Source organism: Methylobacterium sp. M6A4_1b (assembly GCF_053345175.1).
Genome location: NZ_JBKEZQ010000013.1, coordinates 101,528 through 122,205, shown reverse-complemented (window position 1 = coordinate 122,205; position 20,678 = coordinate 101,528). Strand labels below are relative to the sequence as shown.

The window sequence follows — 20,678 nt, the reverse complement described above, 5'->3', positions numbered from 1 at the left end:
GCCCGCGATCCGGAGCCCATCCGGGATGCCGGCGCCGGATGCGACCGCGTGAACGGCCGAAACCTTCTGCGCCGCCTCAAGGACGCCATGCCGCCGATCGACATCACCCGCCGCGGGCCGTGCCCGTTCCTGTCCGGCTTCGATCTCGCCGACGTGGCGTTGCCCGATATCCGCCTGCGGGTCGCCCTGTCCGCCGCCGGGCACCGGCTGCCGGTGCTGCTCCTGCACGGCCATCCCCAGACCCACGCCACCTGGCACGCGGTGGCGCCCCGGCTCCGGGAGGCCGGCCATCCGGTGTTCGCCCCCGACCTGCGCGGCTACGGCGATTCGGATCGCCCGGACTCGGCGGCCGACCACGCGCCCTATGCCAAGCGGGCCATGGCGGCCGACGCCGTCGCGCTGATGCGCGCCTGCGGCCACGAGCGCTTCGCCGTGGTCGGGCACGATCGCGGCGGGCGCGTCGCGCACCGCCTGGCCCTGGACCACGCCGCCGCGGTGGACCGTCTCGCCGTCCTCGACATCGCGCCGACGCAGACGATGTACGCCCGCACCGACCGCGCCTTCGCGACCCGGTATTTCTGGTGGTTCTTCCTGATCCAGCCGGCGCCCTTGCCCGAGCGGATGATCGGCGCCGATCCGGAGGCGTACCTGCGTCATCACCTCGCCGGCCAGAGCCGGACGCCCGGCATCCCGAGCGAGGCGCTGATCCGGGAGTACCTGCGCTGCTACCGCGCCCCCGGCAGCATTCACGCGATCTGCGAGGATTATCGGGCCGCGGCCGGCGTCGACCTCGAACACGACGCCGCCGACGAAGCGGCCGGGCGCCGGGTCACCGCGCCGCTCCTCGCCCTCTGGGGTGCGCAAGGCACGGTCGGGCAGCTCTACGACGTCGCCGCGACCTGGCGCGAGAAGGCCGACCGGGTGGCGGGACACGCTCTCCCCTGCGGGCACCTGCTTCAGGAGGAGGCGCCGGAGATCGTGCTGGACCACCTGCTGCCCTTCCTCGCCTGAGGCCCGGCGTCGAGCGACTCGGGGTCGCGCCCGGATCGGGCGGGCCGGTCCTGCGGTTACGCCTGCCGTGAGGCGAGGAGAGGCCGATGGCGATACCGACCGACGCGCTCGACCATCCGGCCTGGCTCGGGCATCCGCATCCCCGCGTCGAGGGCGCCGCCAAGGTCACGGGCCGGGCGACCTATGCCTCGGACAGGCGCCCGGACGCCCTCGCCCATGCGGCGCTGGTCACCAGCACGATCCCGCGCGGACGGATCATCGGCTTCGACCTCGCCGCCGCGGAGGCGGTCCCGGGCTGCCTGCGCATCTTCACCCACCGGGATTTCGCCGGTGCCATCCGGCCGGTGAAGCACCTGATGGCCGGGGGCTTCGCCAATAGCGGTCACCGGCCGCTGGACTCGGACGCGGTCGCCTATGCCGGCCAGATCGTCGCCCTGGTGGTGGCCGAGACCATCGAGGCCGCCCGGGAGGCCGCCGCCCGGACGATCGTGCGCTACGCGGCCGAAGATTTCGCCGACGGGTTCGACGCCCCCCTGGCCGAGACCCTGCGGCTCGCCGACCTGAAGCCGAAGCACCACGACCCCCGCATCGGAGACGCCGACGGTGCCCTGGCGCGGGCCGCGGTGACGGTGACCGCCCGCTACCAGACGCCGATCCAGCACCACAACCCGATCGAACTGTTCGGCACGACCTGCGTCTGGGACGGCCCGCGCCTCACCGTCCACGAGCCCTCGCGCTTCATCGGCGCGGTCCGGCACGGTCTGGCGGCGCAGCTGGGCCTCGACCCGGCCGACATCCGGGTGGTGGCGGGCCTGATCGGCGGCCATTTCGGCGCGAAGCTCGCCCTTTCCCAGTACACGGCGCCGGTCGCCCTGGCGGCCCGCGCCCTCGGGCGGCCGGTTTCCCTGGTGGCGAGCCGCCGGGACGGCTTCACCATCGCCAATTACCGCCCGGAGACCCGGCACGACATCCAGCTCGGGGCGACCGACGACGGGCGCTTCACCGCCCTGGTGCACGAGGCCGAGGTCGTCGCCTCGCGCTTCGACCCCTTCGCCATGGAGGGCACCGACGTCACCGCGAGCCTCTATGCCTGCCCGGCCGTGCGCACCGACGAGCGCGCCGTACGGGTCGACCGCAACACGCCGGGGCCGATGCGGGCGCCCCCGGAGGTGCCCTATCTCTTCGCCTTGGAGAGCGCCGTCGACGAGATGGCTGTCGCCCTCGGGGTCGATCCCATCGCCCTGCGCCGGCGCAACGACACGGCCACGGACCCGATCTCGGGCAAGCCGTTCTCCTCCCGCCCGCTGATGGCCTGTTTCGACGCCGGCGCGGAGGCCTTCGGCTGGCCGGAGCGCGATCCGGAACCGGGGCGGATGCGCGACGGCCCCTGGCGGGTCGGCCTCGGCTGCGCGGCGTCGGCCCGGCCGGTGAAGATCTCCCCCGCCACCATGCGGATCCGTCTCGGGGCCGATGGCCGCGCCACGGTCGCCAGCGCTCACCACGAGATCGGCAACGGGATCACCACGCTCCTGGCTCTCGGCGCCGCCGAACGGCTCGGGATCGCGCCCGATTCGGTCACGGTCCGCCTCGGCGACACCGACCTGCCCGCCGCCGGCCTCTCGGGTGGATCGTCCACGACGACGAGCCTGCTCCACACCCTGGCGCAGGGCTGCGAGACGCTTCGCGCCCGCCTGGCGCAGGCCGCCACCGCGTCCGGTCCGCTGGCCGGCGCCGATCCCGCCGCCTTGCGTCTGCGCGCGGGCGCTCTCGTCGCGCCGGACGGGCGGACCTGTCCGCTGGGGATTGTCGTCGCAGGGCTCGACCCCGCCGGGATCGAGACCGTGGCCGCCTTCACGCCCGAGGGGTCGGGGCCGGAGGCCCTGGAAGCGATCGGATCGGGCAGGATGGCCCTCGGCACCGGGGCCGGCGGCAGGGTGGTGTCCTGGGCCTTCGGCGCCCAGTTCGCGCGCGTTCTCGTCCACGAGGAGACCGGCGAGATCCGGGTGCCGCGCCTCCTCGGCGCCTTCGCGGCCGGACGCGTGCTCAACCCGCTGACGGCGCGCAGCCAGCTCACCGGCGGGATGGTCTGGGGCCTCGGCTCGGCCCTTCTGGAGGAGACGATCCTCGACCGCGGCCATTACCGCAACGCGGATCTGGCCGAGTACCTCGTGGCGACGGCGGCCGACCTGCCGGAGGTGGAGGCCCTGCTGGTGCCCGACTCGGACGACGCCGTGAATCCCCTCGGCCTCAAGGGGCTGGGCGAGCTCGGAATCATCGGCGTCAACGCCGCGATCGCCAACGCCGTGTTCCACGCCACCGGCCGCCGCATCCGCACCCTGCCGATCCGGGTCGAGGACATGCTGTGACACCCCACGGGCGCCCTCGCCCGGGTTCCGCCCGGTTCTGACGCGGTCGTGATCCGGCCGCCGGTCCTGCCGTGGCGGCCGGAGGGGTCTGGGAGCCCGGCGGCGCTGGACGCCCCGGCGCCGATCCTGTCTGATCGTTGCAACAGAGGGGGGAGTGCGTCATGTCCGACGACCGGGAGGATCAGGGCCGGCTCACGCGCGCGGCGAGCTTCGTCTTTCTACACACGGAGCACGCGATCTACGCGGCGCTCGGTCTTCTCCTCGCCCTGACCGCCCTCGTCGCGCTGATCGACGCCACCGCGCTGACCTGGGAAGCCCTGCGCCACCTCGGCGGCGCCGACCAGATCCTCGAGGTGGTGGACCGGCTGCTGTTCCTGCTGATGCTGATCGAGATCCTGCACACGGTGCGGGTGTCGATGCGCTCGGGCAAGCTGACCTGCGAGCCGTTCCTCATCGTCGGGCTCATCGCCTCGATCCGGCGCGTCCTGGTGATCACCCTGCAATCCTCGGAGATCACCCACGCCAAGGACTGGTCGCCGGAGAAGCAGGCGCTGTTCCAGGCTTCGATGATCGAGCTCGGCGTTCTCGCCGGCCTGATCCTCACGATGGTGTTCGCGATCTTCATGCTTCACCGCGCCCGAGACGACGGCAAGCCGGCCGGCGAGGAATCGTCCGAGCACGCCGGCTCCTGATCCCTCCTGCGTCCGCTGCCGGGAGGCCTAAAACGCGAACAAGCCCGGCGAACCGGGCTTGCTGGGTCGTCGGGGTCGCGGGCGCGTCCGTCCTCAGAGGCGGTAGCGGATCTGGTCGGTCCAGAAGCGCTCCAGGCGGCTGAGCGCGGTGTTGAGGCGGCCGAAATCGTCGTCCGAGATGCCGCCGATCGGCTGGATGGTGCGGGCGTGCTTGTCGTAGAGGCTCTGGATGATGTCGTGGATCTGGCGGCCCTTGTCGGTGAGGCTGATGCGGACCGAGCGGCGGTCGGTCTTCGACCGGGCGTGGTGCAGGTAGCCGGCCTCGACGAGCTTCTTGACGTTGTAGGAGACGTTCGAGCCGAGATAGTAGCCCTTCGTGCGCAGCTCGCTCGCGGTGAGCTCTTTGTCGCCGATGTTGTAGAGCAGCAGCGCCTGGACGCTGTTGACGTCTTCGCGGTCCCGGCGCTCGAACTCGTCCTTGATGACGTCGAGGAGTCGGCGGTGCAGGCGCTCGACGAGGTGCAGGGCCTCCAGATACGAACCATGCGCCGGAGCGGTCTCGGGAGCGGTGTCGGTCTTGCTAACCTTGGCAGCCTGGGACTTCATCATGGGCCTCTTCAGGTCTCTGGTGTTTCAGGGCCGGTGTTCTTCGCCACCGCTCATGAAGCCAACCTAGGAGTCGCAGATGAAAGACGGTTTAAGCGATAGGATGAATTTGCGATTTACCTCTCTCGGTAAATGCAAGATGAAGCGAACATCGTAACACGCCGTTTACCGGGTTTCCCGCGCCGCCAGGAAAGACAAGATAAAATACAACGCAATAATTCCGCCCTGTAGTGCGAGGTATACGGGCGCTATTGGCAGAAGCTGCGGTGTCAGGACGGCGAGGGTCAGCGCACTCGTGGCGGCCAGCAGCCAGACCACGCCGCCCCAGGCGCTCGTCAGCCAGAGGCCGACCGCCGCCATCGGATCGATCACCGCGAAGTAGACGATCACGCTCTGACGTCCGAGCGTCTCCGATTCGAAGGGGCGGCCGCCCGGCAGGATGTCGAGGATGCCGGCCCAGGTGGCGACGGCCTTCGCCAGCCAGAACAGGGCGATCACCCGCATGAACCAGACCAGCACCACGTCCCAGCCGGTCTGCGGCACCTGGGGCGTGCGTTCGATCCGGTCGCCGCCGCCCTCCTGGTTGCGGCCGCGGATCTCGCGGGGACCCGGGACTTTCGTCAATCCGCGCACGGGTGACCTCTCCTCATCGCTCGGACGATCCTGCGAAGACCGGTTCGGGGCCGGCGGACGGCGCGAAGGCCGCGGCGATCCCGGCCGGATCGACGGCCTCCAGAGTTGCGGGATTCCAGGCCGGGGCGCCGTCCTTGTCGATCACGGCGGCGCGCACGCCCTCGAAGAAGTCGTGGCCGCGCATCAGCGCGCCGACCATGCGGTATTCCGTCAGCATCGCCTCGGCGAAGCTCGAGCGCGCGCCCCGGCGCATCTGCTCATGCACCAGTACCAGGCTGGTGGGCGAGCGCGTGCGCATCAGCGCGGCGGTCTCGGAGGCGAAGGCGGACCCGTCCGCGTCGAGGCGCGCCAGGATCTCCGCGACGGTGCCGGCGGAAAAGCACGCGTCGATGACGGCGCGCGCCTCGACCAGGGGCCCGGGTTCCGGAACCGGCCGGGCACGAGCGGCGAGCGCCGCATCGATGGCGTCGCCGGCGGCCAGGGCGTCCACGATCGCGTCGAAGTCTTCCGCCGCCGCGTGGTGGGTGGCCAGGCCCACCGCGTGGGCGTCCCCCGGCCCGATCCGGGCGCCGGTGAGCGCGAGGTAGGTTCCCGTGCATCCGGGCAGGCGCGGCAGCACGTAGGTCATGCCGACATCGGGAAACAGGCCGATCCCGACCTCCGGCATCGCGAAGCTGTAGTGTTCCGACGAGACCCGGTGGCTGCCATGGACCGAGATCCCGTTGCCCCCGCCCATGACCAGACCCTCGATCAGGCTGATCACGGGTTTCGCGAACCGCTTCACGGCGGCGTCGAGGCCGTATTCGGCGCGCCAGAACGCATCGACAGCCGCGTGGTCGCCGGCCTTGGCGAGGGCGTAGATCTGCCGGATGTCGCCCCCGGCGCAGAAGGCGCGCCCGCCCCGGCCCCGCAGCAGCACCCGCGTCACCGCGGCGTCGTCGGCCCAGGCATCGAGCTGCGCCTGCATGGCCCGCAGCATCGCCAGGGACAGGGCGTTGAGGGCACGCGGCCGGTTCAGCGTCACGAGGCCAACCGCGCCGCGCCGCTCGAACAGGATCTCCGCTTCGCCCGACTCCGCCATGGGTCCTCCCGCCTGGATCGCCCGCTTAGACGAGGTTTTGGCGGGCGGCGTCAATCGGAGCGGCCGCGCCCGGGCCGGTTCTGCCGTGGGCGCGAACGCCTGTGCCGTGAACCTATCCCGGCCATCCCTGCGTCGGCATCGCGGGTTTCGAAGGCTTTTGCCGATGTGTTAGGCCGGTCCCCGCCCGTCCTGGCCCGAGGGCGGGTCGAAAACCATCGAGTCCGAGCACGATGACCCACGAACCCCCGACCCCGCGTCCCCTGGCGGTCGAGACGGCCCAGGAGGCCGCCCGCCCCGTGGCCCTCGGCATCACCCAGCGCCCGCGCCGCAACCGCAAGGCCGAGTGGTCGCGCCGTCTCGTGCGCGAGCATACCCTGACGGTCGACGACCTGATCTGGCCGCTCTTCGTGATCGAGGGCTCGGGCCGGCGCGAGCCCATCGCGTCGATGCCCGGCGTCGAGCGCCTCAGCGTGGACGAGATCGTGCGCGACGCCGAGAAGGCCGCGCGCGCCGGCATCCCGGCGATCTCGTTCTTCCCCTACACCGAGCCGTCCCTCCGCGATCCCACGGGCTCGGAATCCCTCAACCGCGAAAACCTCGTCTGCCGGGCGGTGCGCGCGGTGAAGGCGGCGGTGCCGGAACTCGGCATCATGACCGACGTCGCCCTCGATCCCTATACCAGCCACGGCCATGACGGCCTGCTCGAGGACGGCGCGATCCTCAACGACGAGACGGTGGCCCTCCTCGTCGAGCAGAGCCTGATCCAGGCCGAGGCCGGCACCGACATCATCGCGCCCTCGGACATGATGGACGGGCGTGTCGGCGCCATCCGGGCCGGCCTCGACCGGGCGGGCTTTCGCGACGTGCAGATCATGGCCTACGCGGCCAAGTACGCGAGCGCGTTCTACGGCCCGTTCCGGGACGCGATCGGCACCCAGGCGGCCCTGGTCGGCGACAAGCGCACCTACCAGATGGACCCGGGCAATTCCGACGAGGCGATCCGCGAGGTCGCCCTCGACATCGCGGAGGGCGCCGATTCCGTGATGGTGAAGCCCGGCCTGCCCTACCTCGACATCATCCGCCGGGTGAAGGACGCGTTCGCCGTGCCGACCTTCGCCTATCAGGTGTCGGGGGAGTACGCGATGATCGAGGCCGCCGCCCGCAACGGCTGGCTCGACGGCGAGCGGGCCATGGTCGAGAGCCTGCTGGCCTTCAAGCGCGCCGGCGCCGACGGCGTGCTCACCTACTACGCGCTGCGGGTCGCCGAGCGGCTGCGCGCCGGCGCGTGAGCCCCGGCCGTGCCGCGCGCGGGCACATGCCTGCGCTCTTGCCCGCGCTCCTGCCCGCCCTCCTCGGTCTCGCCGCCTGCGAGAGCTCCGTCGACCGCCAGCGCGCCATGATCTGCCGGCGCGCGGTTCCGGCGCTGGCGCCTGCCGACACCGCGGTGAGGCTCCTGCGCATCGGCGGGGGCGCGACGCCGGACGAACTGAGGGTCGACTACGCGGTGGCGGGCCGGCCCGGGCAGGCCGCGCGGCAGCGCTGGGTCACCTGCCGCTTCGGTTCCGGGGCCGAACTCCTCGGCCTCGCCACCGAGGGCGGCCCGGTCAACGGCGCCCGCCTGTTCCTCCTGCGCCAGTACTATCTCGATACCCCGGAGGCCGCGGCCGCCGATCCGGGAGCGGAGAAGGCCCCGGTCGATCGCGCCGCGCCTTGAGCCGGCGCGATCGTGAGCGTTCCGGATCTTGAGAGTTTTCAGTGCCGCGCCCATCTTTCGCCTGAGCGGTCTGCCGCTCCCTCCCGCGAGCGACCCCAGGAGCGCCCCATGCGCGAGACGCAAAGCCCCTACGCCGATCGCTTCCAGACCGGCTACGCCCCCCAGTTTCCCGTGCCCTACGTGCGGGGCAGCCTCGGCGCGCGCTTCGTCGCCTACCTCCTCGACATCCTGTTCATCTTCGGCTTCACGGCCCTCCTCATGCTGGCGATCACCGTGATCGGCGTCCTCACTTTCGGCCTCGGCTGGACCCTGTTCGCGATCCTGCCGGCGAGCGGCATCCTCTACAGCGCCATCACGGTGGGCGGTTCCGGCCAGAGCACCTGGGGCATGCGGATGATGGGCCTGCGCGTGGTCGCGCCGGAGAGCGGCGCCCGCGTGGACTATCTCACCGCCGCGATCCACGCGCTGCTGTTCTACGTGGCGGTCGCCTCCGCCTTCGTGCTCTGGATGCTCGATGTCGGCATCGGCCTCGTGCGCGCCGACCGCCGCCTCGGCCACGACCTGCTCCTCGGCCTCGCGGTGGTGCGCGCCGGCTGAGGCGCCGCTTCGGGCCGTCCTCGACCGCTCGGGTCCATCCAGGGCGCGAGACTCTATCGGGGCGCAAGACCGTATCCGGGGCGTAAACGTCTATTCAGGGCGCAAGTCTTGCCGGCGATGCGCTTCGCGCGCAGGCCGATCGCGGCTTCGTACGAAATCGTCGCGGAACCCTCACAGGGTGTTGAGCCCGCCCGCGTTGCGGATACACTCAAGTCTTGGGGTGCGCGGGGCGCACCCCGTGTGGCGGGCGACAGACAAGCGTGACGAGCCATTCCCGGGACACCCCGCAATTCTATCTCACGGCACCCTCCCCGTGCCCCTACCTGCCGGGCCAGGAGGAGCGGAAGGTGTTCACCCACCTCGTCGGGCGCCGCGCCCGCGATCTCAACGAGATCCTGACCCAGGGGGGCTTTCGCCGCTCGCAGACCATCGCCTACCGGCCGGCCTGTGAATCCTGCCGCGCCTGCATCTCGGTCCGGGTGGTGGTGTCGGACTTCCGGCCCTCGGGCAGCCAGCGCCGCATCCTCCAGCGCAACGCCGACCTCGTCGGCACCCCCGAGCCCAACCGCCCGGCCTCGGAACAGTACGCCCTGTTCCGGCGCTACCTCGACGCCCGCCACGGCGACGGCGGCATGGTCGACATGACCGTGCTCGACTACGCCATGATGATCGAGGACAGCCACGTGGACACCCACCTGGTGACCTATCGCCGGCGCGGCCCCGACACCGCGATCAACGGGCGGGGCACCGGCCCGACCGTCGCCCTGTGCCTGACCGACGTCCTCGCGGACGGCCTGTCGATGGTCTACTCGTTCTACGATCCGGTCGAGGCGCACCGCTCGCTCGGCACCTACATGATCCTCGACCATATCCGGCGCGCCGCCGATCTCGGCCTGCCCTACCTGTATCTCGGCTACTGGGTCGAGGGATCGCGCAAGATGGACTACAAGGCCCGCTTCACCCCGCAGGAGCGCCTGATGGGCCCCGGCTGGCAGCGGGTGGAATGACGTCCACCCGCCCCCGCCCGCGGAGCCGGCGTTTCAGAACTTGGCGATGATCTGCGCCCGGATCGTGCGCGGCGCGCCCGGCGTGATGTTCTGGTTGTTGTCGGCGGTGTAGATGTAGCGCCGGTCGAACAGGTTCTCGATGTTCACCTGCGCCCGGACCGACTCGCTGACCTGATAGAACAGCCCGAGGTCGAAGCGCGTGTAGCTCGGCAGCCGCACGGTGTCGTCGGAGGTGGCGAAGGTGTGGGTCTGGTGGATCACGCCGATGCCGATGCCGAGTTGCGGCGTGATGTCGAACTTGTTCCAGAGGGAGACGCTGTTGAACGGCACCAGCCCGACGGTGTTGCCTTTCACGATGGTCGCCGAGGTGTTGCTCTCGATCCTGGCATCGGTGAAGGCGTAGCCGCCGGCGATCTGCCACCAGTCGGTCAGGTAGCCGTTGGCGCCGATCTCGGCGCCCTGGGTGTTGGTCTTGCCCGACAGGATGAAGAAGCCCGCATTGTTCGGGTCGGCGAGGCGCTGATTGGTGCGGTCGAGATTGTACAGGGCGCCGGTGACCTGGAAGGTCGGGGTGACGTCGTACTTCACGCCCACTTCGAGGTTCTGGAAGCCCTCCGGCTTGGCGATGGCGAGACCCGGCGAGAATGTGCCGATCTGGTCGCCCGAGGACGGCAGGTAGGACACGCTGTAGCTGCCGTAGAAAGCGAGGTTCGCCAGTGGCTTGATCACCAGGCCGGCGCGCGGCGAGACGAGGTTGTCGACCCGGTCGTTGGTGAGGCCGTTGATCCGGCTCTGCGACGAGAAGTCGAAGTAGTCGTAGCGCAGGCCGCCGACGATCTGGACGTACTCGTTCAGGTCGATCTGGTCCTGGGCATAGGCCGCGGCCAGGCCGAGATCGTAGCGGAAGTTGGCGTCCGTGGTGCCGTTGTTGCGGAAGGTCACCGGCGCGCGGGTGATCGGCGACATCGGGTTCACCACCACGCTGGTGACGAGGCTGTTGCCGGTGTTGAAGAACGCGGTCTGCCGGAAGGCGAGGCCCTCCTGGTAGCCGAGTTCGAAGCCGGCCAGCAGGGTGTGCTTCACGTCGCCGGTGAGGAACTTGTAGGTGAAGTCGTTCTGGCTGAAGTAGTTGGTCCGGTCGGTCTCGTTGCGGTAGCCGGTGATCGGCACCTGCGTGCCCGCGGCGTTGACCGGCGCCCCCGGCAGGGTGTTGGCGTAGAAGCGGTTGTAGTCGGCGAAGCGCAGCTGGTTGCGCATCTGCACGCCGGACTCGAACGTGTGGTCGAGGGTCGCCGTGGCGATGTTGGCGTCGACCCGGGTGGTGTTCACGTCCGGATTGCCGAAGAAGGTGCGGATGTTGTTGCGGTAATTGTACGGCCGGCCGTTCTGCGAGGGGATGCCGCGATCGGGGAAGCGGTCGTCGTGGAAGAACTCGTAGGAGAGCTTCAGCGTGGTCGCCGGGCCGATGAGGAAGGTCATCGTCGGGTTGATGCCGTAGCGCTGCAGGTCGCCGAACTGGCGGTAGGTCTGGCTGTCCTCGAACACGCCGTTGAGGCGGAAGAACACGCCGTCGCTGATGCGGTCGCCGACATCGACCGCCACACGCTTCTGGTTGAACTGCCCGAAGCCGGCCGTGATCTGGCGCACCCGCAGGCCGTCGGCCTCCTTGAGGACGCGGTTGATCACGCCGCCGCCGCCGCCGCGGCCGAAGATCAGCGAATCGGGACCCTTCAGCACCTCGATCCGCTCGATGTTGTACAGGTCGCGGAAATACTGCACGTCGTCGCGCACGCCGTTGACGAAGAAGTCCGCGTTGGTCTTCTGCCCGCGGATCACGACTTCGTCGCGGTTGCTCTCACCCTGGGCCGGGATCACGCCGGGCACGTAGCGCAGCTGGTCGGTGAGGTTCTGGAAGTTCTGGTCCCGGATCTGTTCCTGGCTGACGATCGTCACCGATTGCGGGGTGTCGAGGAGCGGGGTGTCGGTCTTCGTCGCGCTGCGGGTGGCGCGGGTCAGGTAGCCGACCGTGTTGCCGCGCAGGCCCTCGACGCTGAGCTGGTCCAACGTCACGGCCGTTCCCCCCGGCAGGATGGCGGGCTGTGCCCGGGCGGCCGTCGCGAGCGCGGTTCCGCACAGGAGGGTCGCGAAGATCCGTGGTGCTGCTCCAATGCCCATCGTCGTGTCGCCCGATCTCGAAATCTTGTCTTGTTGATCTTGCGCCGCTAATTCAGTTCAGTGGCGTGAGAGCTCCCTTGTAGAGTGCGCCCGGGCGAAGCAAGCGATCGGACCGGTCTTTCCTGGTCTTTGTTTTACAGCCTTTCTAAGAACCGCTCGAAACAGCGGGCCAACGCCTTCGCGATGTTTGGCAAAAGTGTTTCCGATTTTAATCCTGGAACGATTCCAGGTCCGGCCGATCTCCTGGGCGGTGTTGCCGCAATGCCACGGCCCGAGGGTCCCGCCGGGGCGGTGACGAGGGCGCCGGTCGGCTCAGAACCGCGCCACGATCTGCGCCCGGATCAGGCGCGGCGCGCCGGGGGAGATGTTGTTGTTGCCGTCCGCGGTGGCGATGTAGCCGCGGTCGAACAGGTTCTCGACATTGATCTGCGCCCGGACCCCGTCCGTGACCTGGTAGAACAGGCCGAGGTCGAAGCGGGTGTAGCCGGGCAGGCGGACCGTGTTGTCGGCGCTGGCGAAGGTGTGGGTCTGGTGGATCGTGCCGATGCCGATGGCGAGTTCCGGCGTCACGCTGAACTTGTTCCACAGCGTCACGGCGCTGAAGGGGACGACCCCGACCCGGTTGCCCGGAAGGATCAGCGCCCCGCCGAAGCCGTTGACGATGCGCGCATCCGTGAAGGCGTAGCCCCCCGCGACCTGCCACCAATCGGTGAGGAAGCCGTTCGCGCCGACCTCGACGCCGCGCGCGTTGGTCTGGCCGCTGAGCAGGAAGAATCCGGGGCGGTTCGGATCGGCGAGGCGCTGGTTGTAGCGGTCGAGGTCGTACAGCGCGCCGGTGAGTTGGAGCGCGGGCGTCACGTCCCACTTCACGCCGACCTCGCGGTTCTCGAACCGCTCCGGCGGGGCGGCGGCGAGGCCGGTGCTCAGGGCGTTGAACTGGTCGCCGGCGGACGGCAGGTAGGAGACGCTGTAATTGGCGTAGAAGGCCAGGGCCTCGAAGGGTTTCAGCACCGCGCCGATCCGGGGCGACAGCAGGTCGTCCACGCGGGTGAGACCGTCCTGGCTGCGCCGGTCGGTCGAGCGGAAGTCGAAATGGTCGTAGCGCAGGCCGCCGATGATCTGCAGGTGCGGCCCGATCTCGATCTGGTCCTGCGCGTAGACCGCCGCCAGCCCGAGGTCGTAGCGGTTGTTGATGCCCGAAGCGATGTTGCGGAAGCTCACCGGCACCCGCGAGAGGGCCGAGAGCGGGTTGACCACGATGGCCTGCGTGCCCGTCGTCGCGAAGAAGCCGTCCTCGCGCAGGTTGGTCCCCGACTGGTGGCCGAGTTCGAAGCCGGCGAGCAGCGTGTGCGCCAGGGGGCCGGTGGTGAAGCGGTAGGTGAAGTCGTTCTGGTTGAAGAGGTTCGTGCGCGGCGTGTCGTTGTTGAAGGCGCTGAGTTCGAGGCGCGTCCCGGCCGCGTTCACGGCGCCCCCCGCCCGGATGCTCGGATACACGATCTGATAGAACTTGTCGTAATCGGCGAAGCGGACCTGGCTGCGCATCTCCACGCCGGACGCGAAGCGATGCTCGAGGCTGGCGGTCGCGATATGCGCGTCGACCCGGGCGGTGCTGAGGTCGGGATTGCCGAAGAAGGTCCGGATGTTCTGGCGGTAGCGATAGGGCCGGCCGTCCTGCGCGGGGATGCCCCGGTCGGCGGTCCGCTCGTCGTGGAAGTACTCGTAGGAGAGCCTGAGAGTCGTGTCGGGGCCGAGCAGCACGGTCGCGGTGGGGTTCACGCCCCAGCGCCGCAGATCGACGAAATCGCGAAAGGTCCCGCTGTCCTCGAACAGGCCGTTGAGGCGGAAGAAGACGCTGTCCGAGACCCGGTCGCCGACGTCGAGGGCGAGGCGCTTCGTGCCGAACTGCCCGGTCTGGAGGACCGCCTCGCGCAGCGGGATGCCGTTGGCCTCCTTGAGGACGCGGTTGACCACGCCGCCGCCGCCGCCGCGCCCGAAGATCATCGCGTTCGGCCCCTTGAGGACCTCGACGCGCTCGACGTTGTAGAGATCGCGAAAATACTGCGCGTCGTCGCGGATACCGTTGACGTAGAAGTCGGCGCTCGACTGCTGCCCGCGAATCACGATCTCGTCGCGGTTGGCGGCGCCCTGGTGCAGGAACACGCCGGGCACGTAGCGCAGGGCCTCCGTCGCGCCCTGGAAGCCCTGATCCTGGATCTGCTCCCGCGTGACGACCGTCACCGCCTGCGGCGTATCGATCAGGGCCGTGTCCGTCTTCGTGGCGCTCCGGGCCCGCGCCGCCCGATAGCCGGTGCCCGATCCGGCCGTTCCCTCCACGTGGAGTTGGTCCAGGCTGACCTCGGCATCCGCGGCGTTCCCGGCCGGCGCGTCCTGCGCGACCGCTGCGCGGATTTCGACGAGGCAGGTCCCGCCGAGCAGCACCGCGAGAAGACCGACGTGACGGTGGCTGAGCATGGAACCCCTCATCCGGATAAGCTGAACTATTTCTCTCGCCGGACCCGTTGTGGTCGGAAGGTCGGCGATATATATTTACATACCTCCTACGTATTCGAGTTCCACCGTCCGCTCTAGCCTCGATCGGCATGGATAGTCTTTAATCAATATAAGTATAAGTCCGGACTGTGCATCAGGTGTCTGAGCGGCTTCGCGAATCCGGTCGCCGGTCCACGCCCACGGGTCGATCCCATCGTGCGAGGACCGTCGCCGGTGGCACCGGAAAGACACACCCGCTCGTCGGGCCGGGCGGTCGCTGTGCGTTGAGCGGCACCCGCGCCCGTGCTAGGCGCCAGCCACATCACCATCGTCGCGTTGACCGAGGCGCCCGCATGATCCCCCGCTACAGCCGCCCCGAGATGACCGCGATCTGGTCGCCCGAATCGCGTTTCCGGATCTGGTTCGAGATCGAGGCCCACGCGACGACGGCGCTCGCCGAACTCGGCGTGGTTCCGAAGGCGGCCGCCGACACGATCTGGGAGAAGGGCCGCGACGCGGTCTTCGACGTGGCGCGGATCGATGCCATCGAGGCGGTGACCAAGCACGACGTCATCGCGTTCCTGACGCATCTCGCCGAGATCGTCGGCCCCGAGGCCCGCTTCGTCCACCAGGGCATGACCTCGTCGGACGTGCTCGACACCTGCCTCAACGTCCAGTTGGTGCGCGCCGCCGACCTCCTGATCAAGGACGTCGACGCCCTCCTGGCCGCCCTCAAGCGCCGGGCCTTCGAGCACAGGATGACGCCGACCATCGGCCGCTCGCACGGCATCCACGCCGAGCCGGTGACCTTCGGCCTCAAGCTCGCCGGGGCCTATGCCGAGTTCGAGCGCGCCCGCGCCCGCCTCGTCGCCGCGCGGGAAGAAATCGCCACCTGCGCCATCTCCGGCGCCGTCGGCACCTTCGCCAACATCGACCCGCGGGTGGAGGAATACGTCGCCGAGGCCATGGGCCTGACCCCGGAGCCGGTCTCCACCCAGGTCATCCCGCGCGACCGCCACGCCATGTTCTTCGCGATCCTGGGCGTGGTCGCCTCCTCGGTGGAGCGCCTCTCCATCGAAGTCCGCCATCTTCAGCGCACGGAGGTGCTGGAAGCCGAAGAGTTCTTCTCCGAGGGGCAGAAGGGCTCCTCGGCGATGCCGCACAAGCGCAACCCCGTGCTCACCGAGAACCTCACGGGCCTCGCCCGCATGGTGCGCTCCTACGCCCTGCCCGCCATGGAGAACGTGGCTCTCTGGCACGAGCGCGACATCTCGCACTCCTCGGTGGAGCGCATGATCGGGCCGGACGCCACCGTGACCCTCGACTTCGCGCTGGCGCGCCTCACCGGCGTCATCGACAAGCTGCTGATCTATCCCGAGAACATGCAGCGCAATCTCGACAAGCTCGGCGGCCTCGTCCACTCGCAGCGGGTGCTGCTGGCCCTGACCCAGGCCGGGGTCTCGCGCGAGGATGCCTACCGCCTCGTCCAGCGCAACGCGATGCCGGTCTGGCGCGGCGAGGGCGACTTCCTCGCCCTCCTCAAGGCCGATGCCGACGTCACCGCCGCGCTGACCCCGGAGCAGATCGCGGAGTGCTTCGACCTCGGCTACCACTTCAAGCACGTGGACACGATCTTCGCGCGGGTCTTCGGAGCCGCCTGATCCGAACCTCGCGCACAGATCCTGCGTCCGTCCCCCACCTTCGGCCAGATGAGGTCAGCCCCGTGTCCCAAGCCCGCATCGTCTACCTGAACGGCGACTTCCTGCCCTTCGCCGAGGCGCGCGTGCCGATCATGGACCGGGGCTTCCTCTTCGCCGACGGGATCTACGAGGTCTCGGCGGTGCTCGACGGACGCCTCGTCGACAACGAGGCCCACCTCGCCCGCCTCGACCGCTCGCTGGGCGAGATCGACATCGCCAACCCGCACGCGCTGGCCGAATGGGTGGCGCTCCAGACGGATCTGATCGCCCGCAACGGGCTCACCGAGGGGCTGGTCTACATGCAGGTGACGCGGGGCGTGCACGAGCGCGACTTCGCCTACCCGCCGGCCGGCACGGCGCCCACCGTGGTGATGTTCACGCAGGCCAAGGCGGTGGCGAACAACCCGCTCGCCGAGACCGGCGCCAAGGTCATCACGGTGCCGGACCTGCGCTGGAAGCGCCGCGACATCAAGTCCGTGGCGCTGCTCGCCCAGGTGCTCGCCAAGCAGCAGGCCGCCGCAGCCGGGGTGGCGGAAGCCTGGATGGTCGAGGACGACGCGGTCACCGAGGGCTCGTCCTCCACGGCCTTCATCGTGACGAAGGCCGGCGCCCTGGTCACCCGGCCCCTGTCCACGGCGCTCCTGCCCGGCATCACCCGCAAGGCGGTCCTGCGCCTCGCCGAGGAGGCCGGGCTCGCCCTGGAGGAGCGGCTGTTCAGCGTCGCGGAGGCCCTGGCGGCGGCGGAGGCCTTCTACACCAGCGCCTCGGCCTTCGTGATGCCGGTGGTCGCGATCGACGGCCAGGCCGTCGGCGACGGCCGCCCCGGCCCGCATACCCGGCGCCTGCGCGAACTCTACCTCGGCATGGCGCGCGAGAGCGCCTGAGGCGGACGGACGGACGAACCGGAGCCCATCCGACGCTTTCCCTCCCTCGCAGAGGGGGGGAACGAGAAATCCGCGGCACCAGCCCCTTCCCGAAGCTCTCCCCCGAAGCTCTCCCCCGAAGCCCTTCCCCGAAGCCCTCCCAGGACCCTGTTCCCATCACAGGACCGATGGGACAGGAACGCTTCGGCCCCGGGTCTGTTCTCCCTCGAACCTCGCATCCGAGACAGGGAGATCCTATGCGCTCGATCCTCACCCTCGCGGTCGGCCTCGGCCTGATCGCCGGCGCGGCCTTCGCGCAGTCCCCCGACGCGCCGCTGAAGGGCCGGGACACCGATCCGGCCCTGCCGCCGCCCAACCAGACCATCCCCGACAAGATCCGCCCGTCCGAGGGGACCGCCGACAAGGGCACGTCCGGCGACACGGGCACTCTCAGCGAAAAGCTCGAGAAGAGCGACGGCGTGATCAAGCCGCCGGGCAACACCGCCCCCGGCATGGTGGTGACCCCGCCGGATCCGAACCCGGGCGGAATGCCGGTGATCAAGCCCGGCGACCTGCCCGGCCAGAAGCCCGGCACCGAGGCCCGGTGAGGCGGGACGGCCAGGGCGGCATGGCCGCCCCCGTGGGGGCGAGCGGCCCCCTTGCTTGATTTCCGCGCACGGATCGCGGAAAGACCCGAGGACAGCAGGAGCGGTCCGCCCGTCAGGTCGGACCGCTTTCGCGCGGGTTACGGCACAGGTCTTCAGTGAATGGCAAACGTCGTCGTCGTAGGCGCCCAGTGGGGTGACGAAGGCAAGGGCAAGATCGTCGACTGGCTCTCCGAGCAGGCCGACGTGGTGGTCCGCTTCCAGGGCGGTCACAATGCCGGCCACACGCTCGTGGTCGACGGCGTGACCTACAAGCTCGCCCTTCTCCCGTCCGGCGTGGTGCGCGGCGGCAAGCTGTCGGTGATCGGCAACGGCGTCGTGGTCGATCCCTGGCACCTCGTCGACGAGATCGCCCGGCTCCAGGCCCAGGGCGTCGAGATCTCGCCCCGCACCCTGCGCATCGCCGACAACGCCACCCTGATCCTGCCGCTGCACCGCGAGCTCGACCATTTCCGCGAGACCTCGAACGCGGGCCTGAAGATCGGCACCACGAAGCGCGGCATCGGTCCGGCCTACGAGGACAAGGTCGGCCGCCGCGCGATCCGGGTCGTCGACCTCGCCGACGAGTCGACCCTCGAGGCCAAGATCGAGCGGGTGCTCACGCACCACAACGCCCTGCGCCGGGGCCTCGGCATCGACGAGGTCGATGCGGGCGCGCTGCTCTCCGAGCTGAAGGCGATCGCGCCGACGATCCTGCCCTACGCCGACACGGTCTGGAAGCTCCTCGACGACGAGCGCCGCGCCGGCAAGCGCATCCTGTTCGAGGGCGCGCAGGGCGCGCTCCTCGACGTCGACCACGGCACCTATCCCTTCGTGACCTCCTCGAACATCGTGGCGGCACAGGCGGCGACCGGCTCCGGCATGGGTCCCTCCGCCATCGGCTACGTTCTGGGCATCGCCAAGGCCTACACCACCCGCGTCGGCGAAGGCCCCTTCCCCACCGAGCTCTTCGACGAGATCGGCGAGACGATCGGCTCCCGCGGCCGCGAGTTCGGCGTGAACACCGGCCGCAAGCGCCGCTGCGGCTGGTTCGACGCGGTGCTGGTGCGTCAGACCGTGCGGACCTCGGGCATCGACGGCATCGCCCTGACCAAGCTCGACATCCTCGACGGGTTCGAGGAGATCAAGGTCTGCACCGGCTATCGCCTCGACGGCCAGGTGGTGGATCACCTCCCCGCCAATCAGGCGGCCCAGGCCAAGGTCGAGCCGATCTACGAGACCATCGAGGGCTGGTCGGGCACCACCGCCGGGGCCCGCTCCTGGGCCGACCTGCCGGCCCAGGCGATCAAGTACGTGCGCAGGATCGAGGAACTGATCGGCGCGCCGGTGGCGCTGCTCTCGACGTCGCCGGAGCGCAACGACACGATCCTCATGCACAACCCCTTTGAGGATTAGGGCCGTTTTCGCTTGATGGGGGTGCGGCCGCGTGAGGAAGATGCGCCCGCGATGGGACCGCGGCGGTCGGCCGGTGCGCGTCCGTCCGTGGGGCTGCGGGACGAGGCGGCCAGCCAGCCGTCGGTGAGAAGGCGGACCTGAGGCACGATGGCCGACTATTATCCCCTGCTGGCACGGGCGCTCGACGCGATGCCCGACCGCTCCCCGGCCCTGCGCCAGGCCGTCTACGAGCGCGCGCGCGGCGCGCTGATCGGGCAGCTCCGGTCCCTCGATCCGCCCCTGTCCGAGGACGACATCGACCTCGAGCGTAATGCCCTCGAAGCCGCGATCCTGCGCCTCGAACGCGACCATGGCGGTGCGGCACCCTTCGTGGCGGCGCCCCCCGCCCCCGAGCCGGAGCCCTTCCTCCCGCCGCCGCCGGCCAACGATCCCGTCGACCTGCCCGAGGCAACCCTGCCGCCCGCGCCGCCGCCGGATTTCGGTGTGCCGGCCGCGGCAGCGCCCGAGCCCATACCTCCCGAGCCCACGCGTCCCGAGCCCGCCTCCCCCGAGCCGGTACTGTCGGTGCCGGTCGCGCCGCCGATCCCGGTCGCGCCACCGCGCGGGTCCCCGGTTCCGCCCGGGCCGAGCGCGGCCGGCCCGGCCCCCGACACCATCCCGCCGCCCGTCCGCATCCAGGCCCGCAAGGCCAAGTCCCCGCCCTTCATGGCCGCCGAGGCGCCGGACGCGGCGGGCGAGCCGGTCCCGGCCGCCGACGAGGCCGGCTCCGAACCGCCGGCGCCGGATGGGAACGGCCAGCGCCAGCGGCCGCGGATCGAGGTGGTCGGCCCCCGGGACGGGCGCTCGCGCCTCCTGCGCAACGTCCTCGTCGGCAGCATCCTGATCGCCGTGATCGGCCTCATCGCGGTGGCGGCCTTCCTCCTGCGCGACAAGCCCGCCGACCTCCAGCCGATCGCCACGGAGCAGCAGGACGCCGCGCCGGACGGCGCCGACTCAAAGTTCGCCGACCGGGTCGGCGGCGACGCGGCCCCGTCCGCCCCCGCCGCGCCGGCGCGTCGCTCGGCGCCCGCATCGACCCCCGCGCCGATCCCCGCCGCGCCGAACCCGGCCCAGCCCGACCTCGCGGTGACCCAGCGGGCCATGCTCTACGAAGAGACCGTGGGCGGCGGCGCCAACGCCGCGCCGACGACCACCCAGGGCCGGGTGGTCTGGCGCCTCGACACGGTGCCGGGCGAGCAGGGCCAGCAACTCGAGACCGTGGTGCGGGCCTCGGCGGAGTTCCCGGAGGCGGGTCTGACCCTCGCCATGACCCTGCGCCGCAACCTCGACGCCACCCTCCCGGCCTCGCACACCGTCGAACTCGTCTTCACCCCGAGCGGCCCCAACGCCGCGCGCCACAACGTCCAGGACATCGGCCTGCTCCAGGGCAAGGACGAGGAGGGCGCCCGCGGCTCGCCGGTGGCCGGCCTGCCGGTGCGGGTGCGCGAGAACCTGTTCCTGATCGGGCTCTCGTCGCTGCCCAACGACGTCGAGCGCAACACCGACATCCTGCTGCACAAGAACTGGTTCGACATCACCCTGAAGTTCGCCGCCGGCCCGCGTGGGATCGTGGCCTTCGAGAAGGGCAGCGCCGGCACCCAGGTGCTGCAGAGCGCCTTCGATCAGTGGCGCTAGAGCCCGTGC

General features: G+C 70.3%; 17 protein-coding genes. 12 read left to right on the top strand and 5 right to left on the bottom strand.

Annotated features, from left to right (window positions below; all coding sequences use genetic code 11):
- Positions 1-87 precede the first annotated feature (87 nt).
- The 3 genes from ACLBWX_RS14625 to ACLBWX_RS14615 all read left to right on the top strand — a co-directional run bounded on the left by ACLBWX_RS14625 (position 88) and on the right by ACLBWX_RS14615 (position 4,069).
- Positions 88-1,011 carry an alpha/beta fold hydrolase gene (locus ACLBWX_RS14625; protein ID WP_447677772.1) on the top strand — a complete coding sequence of 308 codons (924 nt, stop codon included), beginning with the start codon at positions 88-90 and terminating at the stop codon, positions 1,009-1,011.
- An 86-nt stretch (positions 1,012-1,097) separates the two neighbouring features.
- Positions 1,098-3,377, top strand: coding sequence for a xanthine dehydrogenase family protein molybdopterin-binding subunit (locus tag ACLBWX_RS14620; RefSeq protein ID WP_447677760.1), 2,280 nt, complete (start codon positions 1,098-1,100; stop codon positions 3,375-3,377).
- Between the two features lie 161 nt (positions 3,378-3,538).
- Positions 3,539-4,069, top strand: coding sequence for a phosphate-starvation-inducible PsiE family protein (locus ACLBWX_RS14615; RefSeq protein WP_447677759.1), 531 nt, complete (start codon positions 3,539-3,541; stop codon positions 4,067-4,069).
- A 93-nt stretch (positions 4,070-4,162) separates the two neighbouring features.
- Here the strand turns inward: ACLBWX_RS14615 and ldtR are convergent, their stop codons facing one another.
- The 3 genes from ldtR to ACLBWX_RS14600 form a co-directional block, all read right to left on the bottom strand.
- Positions 4,163-4,675, bottom strand: coding sequence for a transcriptional regulator LdtR (ldtR, locus tag ACLBWX_RS14610; RefSeq protein WP_447677771.1), 513 nt, complete (start codon positions 4,673-4,675; stop codon positions 4,163-4,165).
- A gap of 165 nt (positions 4,676-4,840) precedes the next feature.
- Complete coding sequence (locus tag ACLBWX_RS14605; protein ID WP_447677758.1) at positions 4,841-5,308, bottom strand: DUF6163 family protein; 468 nt, start codon at positions 5,306-5,308, stop codon at positions 4,841-4,843.
- Positions 5,309-5,321: 13 nt separating this feature from the next.
- The gene (locus tag ACLBWX_RS14600; RefSeq protein WP_447677757.1) at positions 5,322-6,389 is read right to left on the bottom strand and encodes an enoyl-CoA hydratase/isomerase family protein; all 1,068 of its coding nucleotides are present in this window, start codon (positions 6,387-6,389) and stop codon (positions 5,322-5,324) included.
- Between the two features lie 230 nt (positions 6,390-6,619).
- Here ACLBWX_RS14600 and hemB point away from each other — a divergent pair, with 230 nt between their 5' ends.
- The 4 genes from hemB (at position 6,620) to ACLBWX_RS14580 (ending at position 9,707) form a co-directional block, all read left to right on the top strand.
- Complete coding sequence (gene hemB / locus ACLBWX_RS14595) at positions 6,620-7,678, top strand: porphobilinogen synthase (protein ID WP_447677756.1); 1,059 nt, start codon at positions 6,620-6,622, stop codon at positions 7,676-7,678.
- A 26-nt stretch (positions 7,679-7,704) separates the two neighbouring features.
- The gene (locus tag ACLBWX_RS14590) at positions 7,705-8,103 is read left to right on the top strand and encodes a hypothetical protein (protein WP_447677755.1); all 399 of its coding nucleotides are present in this window, start codon (positions 7,705-7,707) and stop codon (positions 8,101-8,103) included.
- A gap of 108 nt (positions 8,104-8,211) precedes the next feature.
- Complete coding sequence (locus ACLBWX_RS14585; RefSeq protein WP_447677754.1) at positions 8,212-8,700, top strand: RDD family protein; 489 nt, start codon at positions 8,212-8,214, stop codon at positions 8,698-8,700.
- A 260-nt stretch (positions 8,701-8,960) separates the two neighbouring features.
- Entirely contained in the window at positions 8,961-9,707 is a 747-nt protein-coding gene (locus ACLBWX_RS14580) for an arginyltransferase (protein ID WP_447677753.1), read from the top strand.
- A gap of 33 nt (positions 9,708-9,740) precedes the next feature.
- Here the strand turns inward: ACLBWX_RS14580 and ACLBWX_RS14575 are convergent, their stop codons facing one another.
- Together ACLBWX_RS14575 and ACLBWX_RS14570 are read right to left on the bottom strand one after the other, a co-directional pair.
- Positions 9,741-11,882, bottom strand: a complete 2,142-nt coding sequence (locus ACLBWX_RS14575; protein WP_447677752.1) for a TonB-dependent receptor — start codon at positions 11,880-11,882, stop codon at positions 9,741-9,743.
- A 312-nt stretch (positions 11,883-12,194) separates the two neighbouring features.
- Complete coding sequence (locus ACLBWX_RS14570) at positions 12,195-14,354, bottom strand: TonB-dependent receptor (RefSeq protein WP_447677751.1); 2,160 nt, start codon at positions 14,352-14,354, stop codon at positions 12,195-12,197.
- 371 nt (positions 14,355-14,725) lie between these two features.
- On the opposite strand from ACLBWX_RS14570, the gene purB reads away from it, so the two are divergent.
- The 5 genes from purB (at position 14,726) to ACLBWX_RS14545 (ending at position 20,669) form a co-directional block, all read left to right on the top strand.
- Positions 14,726-16,033 carry an adenylosuccinate lyase gene (gene purB / locus ACLBWX_RS14565; RefSeq protein ID WP_447677750.1) on the top strand — a complete coding sequence of 436 codons (1,308 nt, stop codon included), beginning with the start codon at positions 14,726-14,728 and terminating at the stop codon, positions 16,031-16,033.
- A 62-nt stretch (positions 16,034-16,095) separates the two neighbouring features.
- Positions 16,096-16,956 carry a D-amino-acid transaminase gene (locus tag ACLBWX_RS14560; protein ID WP_447677749.1) on the top strand — a complete coding sequence of 287 codons (861 nt, stop codon included), beginning with the start codon at positions 16,096-16,098 and terminating at the stop codon, positions 16,954-16,956.
- A gap of 236 nt (positions 16,957-17,192) precedes the next feature.
- Positions 17,193-17,543 carry a hypothetical protein gene (locus tag ACLBWX_RS14555; RefSeq protein ID WP_447677748.1) on the top strand — a complete coding sequence of 117 codons (351 nt, stop codon included), beginning with the start codon at positions 17,193-17,195 and terminating at the stop codon, positions 17,541-17,543.
- 159 nt (positions 17,544-17,702) lie between these two features.
- Complete coding sequence (locus ACLBWX_RS14550) at positions 17,703-18,995, top strand: adenylosuccinate synthase (RefSeq protein WP_447677747.1); 1,293 nt, start codon at positions 17,703-17,705, stop codon at positions 18,993-18,995.
- 147 nt (positions 18,996-19,142) lie between these two features.
- Positions 19,143-20,669: a histidine kinase gene (locus ACLBWX_RS14545; protein ID WP_447677746.1), complete on the top strand. Its 1,527-nt coding sequence runs from the start codon at positions 19,143-19,145 to the stop codon at positions 20,667-20,669.
- Positions 20,670-20,678: the final 9 nt, after the last annotated feature.

What these genes read in the sequence shown, in the direction of transcription:
- ldtR (WP_447677771.1), bottom strand. Translation starts at nt 4,675, where the DNA reads ATGAAGTCCCAGGCTGCCAAGGTTAGCAAGACCGACACCGCTCCCGAG.
- ACLBWX_RS14545 (WP_447677746.1), top strand. Translation starts at nt 19,143, where the DNA reads ATGGCCGACTATTATCCCCTGCTGGCACGGGCGCTCGACGCGATGCCC.
- hemB (WP_447677756.1), top strand. Translation starts at nt 6,620, where the DNA reads ATGACCCACGAACCCCCGACCCCGCGTCCCCTGGCGGTCGAGACGGCC.
- ACLBWX_RS14590 (WP_447677755.1), top strand. Translation starts at nt 7,705, where the DNA reads ATGCCTGCGCTCTTGCCCGCGCTCCTGCCCGCCCTCCTCGGTCTCGCC.
- ACLBWX_RS14615 (WP_447677759.1), top strand. Translation starts at nt 3,539, where the DNA reads ATGTCCGACGACCGGGAGGATCAGGGCCGGCTCACGCGCGCGGCGAGC.
- ACLBWX_RS14625 (WP_447677772.1), top strand. Translation starts at nt 88, where the DNA reads ATGCCGCCGATCGACATCACCCGCCGCGGGCCGTGCCCGTTCCTGTCC.
- purB (WP_447677750.1), top strand. Translation starts at nt 14,726, where the DNA reads ATGATCCCCCGCTACAGCCGCCCCGAGATGACCGCGATCTGGTCGCCC.
- ACLBWX_RS14575 (WP_447677752.1), bottom strand. Translation starts at nt 11,882, where the DNA reads ATGGGCATTGGAGCAGCACCACGGATCTTCGCGACCCTCCTGTGCGGA.
- ACLBWX_RS14570 (WP_447677751.1), bottom strand. Translation starts at nt 14,354, where the DNA reads ATGCTCAGCCACCGTCACGTCGGTCTTCTCGCGGTGCTGCTCGGCGGG.
- ACLBWX_RS14620 (WP_447677760.1), top strand. Translation starts at nt 1,098, where the DNA reads ATGGCGATACCGACCGACGCGCTCGACCATCCGGCCTGGCTCGGGCAT.
- ACLBWX_RS14600 (WP_447677757.1), bottom strand. Translation starts at nt 6,389, where the DNA reads ATGGCGGAGTCGGGCGAAGCGGAGATCCTGTTCGAGCGGCGCGGCGCG.
- ACLBWX_RS14555 (WP_447677748.1), top strand. Translation starts at nt 17,193, where the DNA reads ATGCGCTCGATCCTCACCCTCGCGGTCGGCCTCGGCCTGATCGCCGGC.
- ACLBWX_RS14585 (WP_447677754.1), top strand. Translation starts at nt 8,212, where the DNA reads ATGCGCGAGACGCAAAGCCCCTACGCCGATCGCTTCCAGACCGGCTAC.
- ACLBWX_RS14550 (WP_447677747.1), top strand. Translation starts at nt 17,703, where the DNA reads ATGGCAAACGTCGTCGTCGTAGGCGCCCAGTGGGGTGACGAAGGCAAG.